At 60.0% G+C, this 10,641-nt stretch carries 12 protein-coding genes; 9 read left to right on the top strand and 3 right to left on the bottom strand.

The genetic code is table 11. From position 1 onward, the window contains the following. Nucleotides 1–8 precede the first annotated feature (8 nt). Nucleotides 9–1,220 (top strand): MFS transporter, encoded by a 1,212-nt coding sequence (locus GM658_RS11315; RefSeq protein WP_155454151.1) that lies wholly within the window; start codon nucleotides 9–11, stop codon nucleotides 1,218–1,220. On the opposite strand, the gene GM658_RS11310 is transcribed toward GM658_RS11315, so the two are convergent. Next, the gene (locus tag GM658_RS11310; protein ID WP_155454150.1) at nucleotides 1,210–1,638 is read right to left on the bottom strand and encodes a DsrE family protein; all 429 of its coding nucleotides are present in this window, start codon (nucleotides 1,636–1,638) and stop codon (nucleotides 1,210–1,212) included. The genes GM658_RS11315 and GM658_RS11310 overlap by 11 nt on opposite strands. Before the next feature lie 95 nt (nucleotides 1,639–1,733). Between GM658_RS11310 and rraA the strand changes: the two genes are divergently transcribed. The 4 genes from rraA to GM658_RS11290 all read left to right on the top strand — a co-directional run bounded on the left by rraA (nucleotide 1,734) and on the right by GM658_RS11290 (nucleotide 6,155). Continuing rightward, on the top strand, nucleotides 1,734–2,234 hold the full coding sequence (rraA, locus tag GM658_RS11305) for a ribonuclease E activity regulator RraA (protein ID WP_155454149.1): 501 nt from the start codon (nucleotides 1,734–1,736) through the stop codon (nucleotides 2,232–2,234). A 218-nt stretch (nucleotides 2,235–2,452) separates the two neighbouring features. Then, entirely contained in the window at nucleotides 2,453–3,751 is a 1,299-nt protein-coding gene (gene aceA, locus GM658_RS11300) for an isocitrate lyase (protein WP_155454148.1), read from the top strand. A 147-nt stretch (nucleotides 3,752–3,898) separates the two neighbouring features. Next, a complete protein-coding gene (locus GM658_RS11295; protein WP_155454147.1) occupies nucleotides 3,899–4,819 on the top strand; it encodes a 23S rRNA (adenine(2030)-N(6))-methyltransferase RlmJ in 921 nt (306 codons plus the stop codon). 67 nt (nucleotides 4,820–4,886) lie between these two features. Beyond that, complete coding sequence (locus tag GM658_RS11290; protein WP_155454146.1) at nucleotides 4,887–6,155, top strand: EAL and HDOD domain-containing protein; 1,269 nt, start codon at nucleotides 4,887–4,889, stop codon at nucleotides 6,153–6,155. Between the two features lies 1 nt (nucleotide 6,156). On the opposite strand, the gene GM658_RS11285 is transcribed toward GM658_RS11290, so the two are convergent. Then, entirely contained in the window at nucleotides 6,157–6,882 is a 726-nt protein-coding gene (locus tag GM658_RS11285) for an SAM-dependent methyltransferase (RefSeq protein WP_155454145.1), read from the bottom strand. Nucleotides 6,883–6,968: 86 nt separating this feature from the next. Then, nucleotides 6,969–7,565: a Maf-like protein gene (locus GM658_RS11280; RefSeq protein ID WP_155454144.1), complete on the bottom strand. Its 597-nt coding sequence runs from the start codon at nucleotides 7,563–7,565 to the stop codon at nucleotides 6,969–6,971. Between the two features lie 117 nt (nucleotides 7,566–7,682). Between GM658_RS11280 and GM658_RS11275 the strand changes: the two genes are divergently transcribed. The 4 genes from GM658_RS11275 (at nucleotide 7,683) to GM658_RS11260 (ending at nucleotide 10,632) form a co-directional block, all read left to right on the top strand. Further along, complete coding sequence (locus GM658_RS11275; RefSeq protein ID WP_155454143.1) at nucleotides 7,683–8,180, top strand: YceD family protein; 498 nt, start codon at nucleotides 7,683–7,685, stop codon at nucleotides 8,178–8,180. A 144-nt stretch (nucleotides 8,181–8,324) separates the two neighbouring features. Then, nucleotides 8,325–8,507 carry a 50S ribosomal protein L32 gene (rpmF, locus tag GM658_RS11270; protein WP_028104096.1) on the top strand — a complete coding sequence of 61 codons (183 nt, stop codon included), beginning with the start codon at nucleotides 8,325–8,327 and terminating at the stop codon, nucleotides 8,505–8,507. 84 nt (nucleotides 8,508–8,591) lie between these two features. Then, on the top strand, nucleotides 8,592–9,692 hold the full coding sequence (gene plsX, locus GM658_RS11265; RefSeq protein ID WP_155454142.1) for a phosphate acyltransferase PlsX: 1,101 nt from the start codon (nucleotides 8,592–8,594) through the stop codon (nucleotides 9,690–9,692). Beyond that, nucleotides 9,646–10,632, top strand: a complete 987-nt coding sequence (locus tag GM658_RS11260) for a beta-ketoacyl-ACP synthase III (protein WP_155454141.1) — start codon at nucleotides 9,646–9,648, stop codon at nucleotides 10,630–10,632. Before plsX ends, GM658_RS11260 begins: the two co-directional genes overlap by 47 nt. Nucleotides 10,633–10,641 lie beyond the last annotated feature (9 nt).

Below are 10,641 nucleotides of genomic sequence, written 5' to 3'. Positions count from 1 at the left end.
ATGACGACATGGACAATCAAACTTTACGCAATGACGCACGCGTGATCGGCCTGGTCGGTCTCGCTCACGGCGTCTCCCATTTCTACCACCTGATCCTGGCGGCGCTGTTCCCATGGCTGAAGACGGCCTTTAGCCTGAGCTACTCGCAGCTTGCCTTCCTGATGACGGTGTTCTTCGTGATATCCGGCATCGGACAGGCCCTGGCGGGATTTGTGGTGGACCGTGTCGGTGCGCGCCGCGTGCTGTTCTCCGGCATGGCGATGCTGGGCGTGTCGGCCCTGGTGCTGTCGAATGCACAGAATTACGCGGGCCTGATAGTAGGGGCGCTGCTGGCCGGCATGGGCAACAGCATCTTCCACCCGGCGGACTACACTATCCTCAACCAGCGCGTTTCGCGCGAGCGCCTGGCGCATGGCTTCTCGGTGCATGGCATTAGCGGAAGCCTGGGCTGGGCCGCCGCACCGCTGTTCCTGACCGGCGTGGCCAGCGCCACCGACTGGCGCACGGCCTTGCTGTCGGCGGCTGCACTGCCGGCGACCGTGCTGGCGATCCTGTGGTGGAACCGTGAAGCCTTGCGCCCGGATCCGATCGTGCCGATTGCCGCCAGCGCGCAGCCGGAAGGCTCGTTCAGCTTCCTGCGTTTGCCGTCGGTATGGATGTGCTTCGCCTTCTTCTTCCTGACAGCGCTGGCGCTGGGCGGCATCCAGAGCTTTGCCTCGACTGGCTTGGTGAAGCTGTACGGCATGTCGCTGGCGATGGCGACCAGCGCCTTCACCGCCTATATGCTGGCGGGCGCGGTGGGCATGATGCTGGGCGGCTTCCTCGGCGCCGGGCGCAAGAATCATGACCGCACGATTGGCGCCGCCTTCGCCATCGCCGCCGTGCTGGCGCTGGCGATAGGGCTGGTGGCTGTTCCGGCCTGGGGCGCGCTGGTATTGATGGCGATGGTGGGCTTTTTTTCCGGCATTGCCGGACCTTCGCGCGACTTGATGATCCGTGCTGCCGCGCCGAAGAACGCTACTGGGCGGGTCTATGGCGTGGTGTACTCTGGCCTGGATAGCGGTCTTGCGGTGGGCCCGCTGTTGTTCGGCCTGATGATGGATGCCGGCAAACCGCAGATGGTGTTTGCCGCCATCGCCTTCTTCCTGATGCTCGCGATCGCAACGGCCACCGGTGTCGGCAGCCGCACGCGCGCCGCAGGCAACGAGGTCAGGGCTTGATGTAGGCGTAGCCTTCCTGCCATTGCAGGCGGCTGACTTCGGCGATGCCGGATGGCACAACGGTGGCCTCGGGCAGCACCCGGTCTTTGCTGATGCCGCGGCCCATTAGCGTGTTATTGCAGATCCGGAATTGCACCTTGCGCGCTACCAGTTCCCGCACGATGGCCTCGTAGGGATTGCCGTCCTTGTCTTTCTCACCTTGCAGCAGGAAGTCGATGCCGCCACCCAATGCCACCACCACGATCTGCGCATTGGGGCTGGCGTTCAGGTGGTTACGGATATTGCGCAAGCCAAGCATGATGGTATTGCTGTCGCTGAAGTGATAGACCACCTTTTCGACGCGCGGCGCTTCGGCTTGCGCCGCGCCCGCGCCGAGCAGCAGGATCAGGGGGAGCAGCAGGATACGGATGAACTTCATATGGTGGCCTCCATGCCAGATTTCGTAGAGCTGAATGGTAGCAGGTCCGCTACCACGATAGAATCGATGGATCTCTTACCACTGAAAGCCATGCCATGAATTTTGCGACGACCGATATTTGTGATGACAATCCAGGGCTGCTGGAGGACGGCAGCCTGCAGGTGCTGCCGCCCGTGTTCCGCCACTTCGGCAGGAAGACGAAGTTCGCCGGGCCAGCCGCAACGCTGAAGGTGCATGAAGATAATGCGCTGGTGCGGGCGACGCTGGAAACGCCGGGCGAGGGCAGGGTGCTGGTGGTTGATGGCGGCGGCAGCTTGCGCCGGGCGCTGGTCGGCGGGCAGCTCGGCTTGCTGGCGCAAAACAACGGCTGGGCGGGCGTGCTGGTCGACGGCTGCGTGCGTGACAACGCGGAGCTGGCGCAGTGCGATGTCGGCATCATGGCGCTGGCCACGCACCCTCAGCGCAGCGCGCGCGAAGGCGTCGGCAAGCGCGAGGTGATTGTGCAAGTCGCCGGCGTTGCGGTTCGTCCCGGCGACTGGATCTATGCCGATGCCGATGGCGTGCTGGTGGCCAGGCAAGCGCTTTCCGCGATGTGAAATCATCATTGCATGCGATGAAAAGCGCACCATTCCGGTTGGTGCAGCTTCTTTTGAAATGAGAAATGATGTTCCGTATCATGGAATTTTTATTTTAAGCGTTTGATTTTTATAGGATAAAAAATGCTTATATGTCTTATATAAGACAATTGTTGCGCTGAACAATTGAGCCTAAGATATCCCTAACAGTTTTCGTTTTTCAGCTTAGGAGAATAATCATGGCTACTCGCGCACAACAGATCGCAGCACTGCAACACGACTGGGACAGCAACCCGCGCTGGAAGGGCGTGACGCGCTCTTACAGCGCGGAAGACGTGGTGCGCTTGCGCGGCTCGCTGGCGATCGAGCACACCATCGCCAAGCGCGGTGCCGAAAAGTTGTGGGACCTGGTGAACAATGAACCCTTCGTCAATGCCCTCGGCGCACTGACCGGCAACCAGGCCATGCAGCAGGTGAAGGCCGGCCTGAAAGCGATTTACCTGTCCGGCTGGCAGGTGGCGGGCGATGCCAACCTGGCTGGCGAGATGTACCCTGACCAATCGCTGTACCCGGCCAATTCGGTGCCGATGGTTGTGCGCCGCATTAACAATACCTTCCAGCGCGCCGACCAGATCCAGTGGTCGGAAGGGAAGGACGACATCGACTTCTTTGCGCCTATCGTGGCGGATGCGGAAGCGGGCTTTGGCGGCGTGCTGAATGCGTTTGAGCTGATGAAGGCCATGATTGAAGCAGGCGCTTCGGGCGTGCACTTCGAGGACCAGCTGGCTTCTGTGAAGAAGTGCGGCCACATGGGTGGCAAGGTGCTGGTGCCCACCCGTGAAGCGGTTGAGAAGCTGACTGCGGCGCGCCTGGCGGCTGATGTCATGGGCACTTCAACCCTGGTGATCGCGCGTACCGATGCGGAGGCGGCGGATCTGCTGACTTCCGATGTCGATGACAACGACAAGCCGTTCTGCACCGGCGAGCGCACCGTGGAGGGCTTCTACAGGGTGCGTAATGGCCTGGAGCAGTCGATCTCCCGGGCCCTGGCTTATGCGCCTTATGCGGACCTGGTGTGGTGCGAAACGGGTAAGCCGGACCTGGCGTTTGCCAAGGCTTTTGCGGAAGCTGTGCATGCCAAGTTCCCGGGCAAGATGCTGGCGTATAACTGTTCGCCGTCGTTCAACTGGAAGAAGAACCTGGATGATGCGACCATTGCCAAGTTCCAGAAGGAGCTGGGGGCGATGGGGTATAAGTTCCAGTTCATTACGCTGGCTGGCTTCCATTCGCTGAATTACGGGATGTTCAACCTGGCGCATGGGTATGCGCGGCGGCAGATGTCGGCCTTCGTGGAGTTGCAGGAGGCGGAGTTTGCGGCGGCGGAGCGGGGATTTACGGCTGTGAAGCATCAGCGCGAGGTGGGGACCGGGTATTTTGATGCGGTGACGCAGACGATCCAGCAGGGGCAGTCGTCGACTACTGCGCTGCATGGGTCGACGGAGGATGAACAGTTCTTTGATTCGAAGAAGGTCGCTTAAACCCGGTAAACCTGGGTCAGACCCAAGGGTCAGACCCTTTCTGGTCGACGGCCGGCGGCTTCGGCACACCTTGGGTCTGACCCGGCCTTACCGGGTTGGTGCATCCCCATGAGATAATGCGAGATTGATTCCCACATCCCGCATTCCATGTTCAGTTACCGCCACGCATTCCATGCCGGCAATCATGCCGACGTCCTCAAGCACTTTGTCCTGGTCCAGGTCCTCGAATACCTGAACCAGAAAGACGTCGCCTACACCTATATCGACACGCACGCCGGCGCCGGCGTGTACTCCCTGGACAGTGCCCAAGCCACCAAGACCGCCGAATTCGAAACCGGTATCGGTCCGCTGTGGGACCGCGACGACCTGCCCGGGCCCCTGGCTGAATACGTCAAGCTGATCAAGGACATGAACCCGAGCGGCAAGCTGCGCTTCTACCCTGGTTCGCCATACTGCGCCGAAATCGTGGCGCGTGAAGAAGATCGCCTGCGTTTGTTCGAGCTGCACCCGGCCGACGCCAAGATCCTCGCCGACAATTTCCACAAGCTGGAGCAGCATCAGGCCGCCAATGGCCGCCGCCCTGCTGCGCGGGGCAAGCGCGTGATCGTCAACAAGGCCGATGGCTTCCTTGGCGTGAAAGCGCTGTTGCCGCCGCCATCCCGCCGCGGCGTCGTGCTGTGCGACCCGCCGTACGAAGACAAGCAGGACTACAAGAAGGTCACGGACATGCTGAACGATGCGCTGAAGCGCTTCCCGACCGGCACTTACGCGGTCTGGTATCCGGTACTGCAGCGTATTGAAGCGCGCAATTTCGCCGAGCGCCTGAAGCACCTGCCGGCCAAGAGCTGGCTGAACGTGACGTTGTGCATCAGCACCCCGACGCCGGACGGCATCGCACTGCATACCAGCGGCATGTTCCTGCTCAACCCGCCGTACACGCTGGAGCCGATGCTGCGCCAGGTCATGCCTTACCTGGTCCAGGTCCTGGGCCGCGATGCCGGCGCCCAGTTCACGCTGGAGAGTGGCGAAGCGACCACGGCGAAAAAAGGTGGTCCGCGTACCGCATAAAAATGTTGCCAAGACAGCACTGAAAGGTATAGTCTTGTAACCATGAGTCTTAGCAATGGGGAAACCCATGACAGCCGTGGTTGAAAGTGAAGTCCAGCTCCCAATGCCGTATGCCAATCAGTTCTTCTTGGCAAGGCAACCTATCCTCAATCGCAGCCAGCGGCTCGTCGCTTACGAGCTGCTTTACCGAAACGCCGAAGTCCACGAAGCCCGCGTGACCGACGGTACCCATGCCACTGCTTCCGTGATTGCCCACGCTTCCGAGCTGGGCATGGAGCAGGTGGTGGGTGACCAGCTGGCCTTCGTCAACGTCGATACGACGGGGCTGATGAGCGATTTCATTCATTTCCTGCCGAACGACAAAGTGATCCTCGAGGTGCTGGAGTCAGTCGAGGCGACGCCCGACGTCCTGCGCCGGGTGCAGGAATTGAAGCAGGCCGGCTATAAATTTGCGCTGGATGATGTGGCTGGCGAGAGCGAGGCGGTGACCGCCCTGCGCCCCTTGATGGACGTGATCAAGGTTGACATCAAGCAGATCGAGCGCGCGCAGCTGCCTGCACTGGCGCGCAACCTGCGCAACCCGAACCAGAAGCTGCTGGCTGAAAAGGTCGAAACGGTCGAGGAATTCCGTGAGTGCATGGACCTGGGCTTCGAATACTTCCAGGGCTATTACTTCGCGCGGCCGGTGATTTTGAGCGGCAAGAAGATTGCGCCGTCACAGATGGCCATCATGCAACTGCTCGATTTGCTGAACCGCGATGCCGACCAGCGCGAAGTAGAGCGCAGCGTCAAGCACGATCCCCTGATCTCGCTGAACCTGCTGCGGCTGGTGAATACGCCGGCGGTGGGGGCGCGTTTCCGCATCAATTCGGTGGGCCATGCCCTGATTGTGCTGGGGCGGAGGCAGTTGCAGCGCTGGTTGCAGATCCTGCTGTATGTGAAGGGCGCGGAGTTCGATTCGCCGCTGCTGCAGATGGCGACCACGCGCGGCAAGACCATGGAACTGGTGATGGGCCAGGTGCGGCCTTCCGAAAAGGTGGCTGCGGATATTGGCTTCACCGTCGGCATCATGTCGTTGATGGATGCGCTGTTCTCGGTACGCATGGGTGAAATCCTCGACAGCGTCAACGTGCTGGACGAGGTGCGCGATGCGCTGCTGCATCGCGAGGGTGATTACGGCGACGTCTTGCGCCTGATCGAGCTGATCGAGCGGGCGCAGGAGGGGCAGGAGCTGACCGGGCTGCTGCATAAGCTGGATCTGGCGCCGTCGGCATTGTATGCGCTTCAGCTTGAGGCGTTTGAGTGGGTGAACGAATACGCCCACGGGGTGCAGTAACTTATTGCGCCAGAAGCAGGAAGACGGTTGGCTTCTTGTGGAAGTCAGGCGCCTTGCCGGAGTCCAGCAGGCTTTTCCATTGCGCGCCCGTCCGGGTGTGGATCGTTTCCGTTGCCAAGCTGATGTCGGTGGCCACGCAGATCAGCGTGGCGCCGTTGCATGCGCTGACCAGGGCTTCCAGCATGGCGGCATTGCGATACGGCGTTTCGATAAACAGCTGCGTTTGTTTTTCCTGGCGGGAGCGGGTTTCCAGTTCTTTCAGGCGCTTGGCGCGCAGGGCGGCGTCGGTGGGCAGGTAGCCGTTGAAGGCAAAGCTTTGGCCATTCAGGCCGCTGGCCATCACCGACATCAGAATTGACGATGGGCCGACCAAGGGGCGGACTGGAATGTTGTTCGCGTGGGCCAGTCGGACCAGGTCGGCGCCGGGGTCGGCAACGGCGGGGACGCCGGCTTCGGAGAGGAGGCCGACGTCGTTGCCGGCTTTCAGTGGCTCGAGCAGGGCTTGCAGCGCTTGCGCGGGGGTGTTGATGTTCAACTCGCTGATAGCGATTTCCTGGATGGGCTTGGCGGTGCCGACTTGCTTCAGGAAGGCGCGGGCGGTTTTGGCGTTTTCGGCGACGAAGTGGGTGAGCTGGCTGGTCAGGTGCTGCACGTGCTGGGGGATGACCTGGTCCAGGGAGTCGGTTGGGCCGAGGGTGTTGGGGATTAAGTATAAGGTGCCGTTCATAGTGTTTTAAACCCGGTAAATCTGGGTCTGACCCGAGGGTCAGACCCGTATATTCAGAGTTGGCAGGTGCTAAATAGTTGGCCGGTTTACTGGCAGGGTTGGAAGAATGTCACGCCAGCGGCGCGCAACATGCCGGTCAGGGCGATCAGCGGCAAGCCGGTGAGCGCCGTCGGGTCGCTGGAATCGATCCGCTCCAGGATCGCGATCCCCAGCGCCTCATTCTTCGCGCTTCCGGCACAATCATAAGGCTGCTCGATGCGCAGGTAGGCATCCAGCTCGGCATCCGGCAAATCGCGGAACTTGACCGTGGTCCGGATATCCTCAAGTTGATAAGTATTGTTGCGTCCATCCCACAGGCAAAGCGCGGTGTGGAAAACGACTTCCCGTCCGCGCATTTTCTGCAGTTGGGCCAGCGCATTGGCATGATTGCCAGGCTTGCCGATTTGCGCATCGTCCAACGTGGCAACCTGGTCGGAGCCGATCACTAGCGCGCCCGGATGGCGGGCAGCCACGGCGGCCGCCTTCTCACGTGCCAGACGCAAGGCGGTGGCGGACGGCGTTGCGCCCGCCAGCGGGCTTTCATCAATATCCGGCACATCGACCGAAAACGGCAATTGAAGCCGCGACAACAGTTCCCGGCGATAGGCCGAGCTGGAGGCGAGAATGATCTTGGTTGTTTTCATCAGGGAAATGTTATATGCTCTCTGCGCCGTCGAAAAAGAGCGAAAAGTCTCGCAAGTCTTTGACGCGGCGTGGAAAATCCTGTTATTATCGCAGGTTTTCGAGGGAAATTTTAGCCAATGAATGCTTTTGAGATCGACGCCTTTGAGTTCTGTCGGACCAACAGCAGCAGGGAAGGGGTAACGCCCGTCGCTGAAATGACCCGACTGAGCAAGGAATGCGCTAACAATTCCGGTGAGATTTCCTGGAAGGTGGAGGGTGGTTCCAGCAAACAGGGTTTCCCGCAGATGCGCCTGACCGTTGCCGGCAAAGTGCAACTGGTGTGCCAGCGCTGCCTGACCCCGTTTGATTATGAAATCGATTCATCGACGCTCCTGATGCTCGGCAAAGACGACGCGGATGCGGACGAAATCGAAGAAATCATTGATGATGAAAGCATCGACGTGATCGTCGGTGCGCGCTCCATGAATCTCATGGACCTGGTTGAAGACGAGGCCCTGCTGGCCTTGCCGCAGTCGCCGAAGCACGAGGTGTGTCCTGATACCTCGCTGGTCGACTCTGCGAAGAATGAGAAGCCATCGCCGTTTGCGAGCCTCAAAGGGCTCAAGGCAAACTAAGGCAAATTAATCAGTTTGTAGTAGCAAAGGACGTGTCAAAACGCGTGCAGTAATCGAGTTTGGCATGGAAGTAGAAAGCTCGATTCGCATGTTTTTGCGCATCGGATGTGTTAAAATCTTAGAACTTTAGTATTAGGAGTCATCATGGCTGTTCAACAGAACAAGAAATCCCCGTCGAAGCGCGGCATGCACCGTTCGCACGATTTTCTGGTAGCACCGAACCTGGCCGTTGAGCCAACCACCGGTGAAACCCACCTGCGTCACCACATTTCGCCTAACGGCTTCTATCGTGGTCGCAAAGTGCTGAAGACCAAGAACGACGAGTAATCGACGTTTTTGCCTTTGGCCACAAGACAAAGCGGTGCTACGCAGGTTCTCTGACGTCGCGCCGCTTTTTCTTTGAGTTATACAATGACAATCAAAATCTCTATCGACTGCATGGGTGGCGATCACGGCCCCTCAGTCACGATTCCCGCTGCACTCTCATTCCTCAAGCACGAACCGAACGCCGAGCTGATTCTTGTCGGCCTGGAAGACGTTTTACGTGCTGAACTGAAGAAGCACCACGCCGAGGCCGAGCCGCGCCTGACCATCCTTCACGCTTCCGAGCAAGTCACTATGGATGACCCGCTCGAGGTCGCTTTGCGCCGCAAGAAAGATTCGTCGATGCGCGTGGCCATCGAGCAAGTCAAAGAGGGCAAGGCTTCCGCCTGCGTGTCCGCCGGTAATACCGCGGCGTTGATGGCTGTCTCCCGCTATGTGCTGAAGACCATGCCCGGCGTCGACCGCCCGGCCATCTGCAGCATCCTGCCAAACCAGAAGGACGGCCCGACCTACGTGCTGGACCTGGGCGCCAACGTGGACTGCGAACCGCACCACCTGCACCAGTTCGCCATCATGGGCTCCGTGCTGTGCCAGGCTTCCGAGGGCATCGAGCGCCCGTCGATCGGCTTGCTGAACGTGGGTACCGAAGACATCAAGGGCAATGAAGTGGTGAAGGCCACCGCCGAATTGCTGAAGGCCGACCACGCACGCGGCAAGCTGAATTTCCACGGCAATGTGGAAGGCAACGATATTTTCAAAGGCACTGCCGACGTGGTAGTGTGCGACGGCTTCGTTGGCAATGTGACGCTGAAGGCAATTGAAGGCCTGGCGCGTTTCATGAAGACGGTGCTGACGACCGAATTCAAGCGTAACCCGATCACCATGCTGGGCGCCCTGATTGCGCGCACGGCACTGAAGCACATCGGACAGCGCCTGAATCCAGCCCGCTATAACGGCGCTGGCTTGCTGGGCCTGCGCGGCCTGGTGTTCAAGAGCCATGGCGGGGCGGAGGCGGAGGCCTATGAATGGGCAATCCGCCGTGCATATGATGCGGCGAAAAATGACGTACAAGAGCATCTGTCGGCGCTGATCGCCGAACTGATGCCGCAAGAAGAGCCGACAACTGAACCGAGAGACACGCATGACCCTGTACAGCAAGATCGTAGGCACGGGCAGCTACCTGCCTGAAAAACGCGTCACTAACGAAGAACTCGCTGCCCAGCTGGCAGCCAAGGGTATCGAAACTTCCGACGAGTGGATTGTGTCGCGCAGCGGCATCTCCGCTCGTCACTACGCGGAACCGGAGCAATCTTCGTCCGACCTGGGCGTGATCGCTGCCAAGCGCGCTCTGGAAATGGCCGGCATGCAGCCGGACGATATCGACCTGATCATCGTCGCCAGCTCGACGCCTGACTTTTACGGCAGCTTCCCAAGCACCGCCTGCATCGTGCAGAAGAAGCTGGGCATGACCAATAACTGCGCGGCCGTGGACGTGCAAGCCGTTTGCTCCGGCTTCGTCTACGCAGTGTCGACGGCGGACAGCTTCATCAAGTCCGGCATGCACAAGAATGTGCTGGTGATTGGTTCGGAAGTGTTCTCGCGCATCCTGAATTTCGAAGACCGCACCACCTGCGTGCTGTTCGGCGATGGCGCTGGCGCTATCGTCATGAGCGCTTCGCAAGAGCCGGGCATCCTGGCGTGCAAGCTGCATGCGGATGGCCGTCACTCCGACGTGCTGCGCGTACCGGGCAGCCTGTCGAACGGCGCAATTGCCGGCAGCGCTTTCCTGTACATGGACGGCCAGGCGGTATTCAAGCTGGCGGTGTCCGTGCTGGAGAAGGTGGCTTACGAGGCGCTGGATGCGGCAGGCATGACTTCCGACCAGATTGACTGGCTGATCCCACACCAGGCCAATATCCGCATCATGAACGGCACCGCCAAGAAGCTGGGCATGGACGCCGAGAAGATGGTTGTGACCGTTGACCAGCATGGCAATACTTCCGCCGCGTCGATTCCGCTGGCGCTGGACGTCGCTGTCCGCGATGGCCGTGTGAAGAAGGGCGATGTCGTGATGATGGAAGGTGTTGGCGGCGGCTTTACCTGGGGTGCCGTCCTCGCTCGGATGTAATAAAATGCA

Source organism: Massilia eburnea (assembly GCF_009720745.1).
In the GTDB taxonomy this organism is placed as follows: Bacteria; Pseudomonadota; Gammaproteobacteria; order Burkholderiales; family Burkholderiaceae_D; genus Rugamonas; species Rugamonas eburnea.
This window is presented reverse-complemented; position numbering and strand designations above follow the sequence as displayed.

Excerpts from the sequence above, each read along its gene's own strand:
- rpmF (WP_028104096.1), top strand. The coding sequence starts at position 8,325 with ATGGCTGTTCAACAGAACAAGAAATCCCCGTCGAAGCGCGGCATGCAC.
- GM658_RS11295 (WP_155454147.1), top strand. The coding sequence starts at position 3,899 with ATGTTCAGTTACCGCCACGCATTCCATGCCGGCAATCATGCCGACGTC.
- plsX (WP_155454142.1), top strand. The coding sequence starts at position 8,592 with ATGACAATCAAAATCTCTATCGACTGCATGGGTGGCGATCACGGCCCC.
- GM658_RS11290 (WP_155454146.1), top strand. The coding sequence starts at position 4,887 with ATGACAGCCGTGGTTGAAAGTGAAGTCCAGCTCCCAATGCCGTATGCC.
- GM658_RS11285 (WP_155454145.1), bottom strand. The coding sequence starts at position 6,882 with ATGAACGGCACCTTATACTTAATCCCCAACACCCTCGGCCCAACCGAC.
- rraA (WP_155454149.1), top strand. The coding sequence starts at position 1,734 with ATGAATTTTGCGACGACCGATATTTGTGATGACAATCCAGGGCTGCTG.
- GM658_RS11280 (WP_155454144.1), bottom strand. The coding sequence starts at position 7,565 with ATGAAAACAACCAAGATCATTCTCGCCTCCAGCTCGGCCTATCGCCGG.
- GM658_RS11310 (WP_155454150.1), bottom strand. The coding sequence starts at position 1,638 with ATGAAGTTCATCCGTATCCTGCTGCTCCCCCTGATCCTGCTGCTCGGC.
- GM658_RS11275 (WP_155454143.1), top strand. The coding sequence starts at position 7,683 with ATGAATGCTTTTGAGATCGACGCCTTTGAGTTCTGTCGGACCAACAGC.
- aceA (WP_155454148.1), top strand. The coding sequence starts at position 2,453 with ATGGCTACTCGCGCACAACAGATCGCAGCACTGCAACACGACTGGGAC.
- GM658_RS11260 (WP_155454141.1), top strand. The coding sequence starts at position 9,646 with ATGACCCTGTACAGCAAGATCGTAGGCACGGGCAGCTACCTGCCTGAA.
- GM658_RS11315 (WP_155454151.1), top strand. The coding sequence starts at position 9 with ATGGACAATCAAACTTTACGCAATGACGCACGCGTGATCGGCCTGGTC.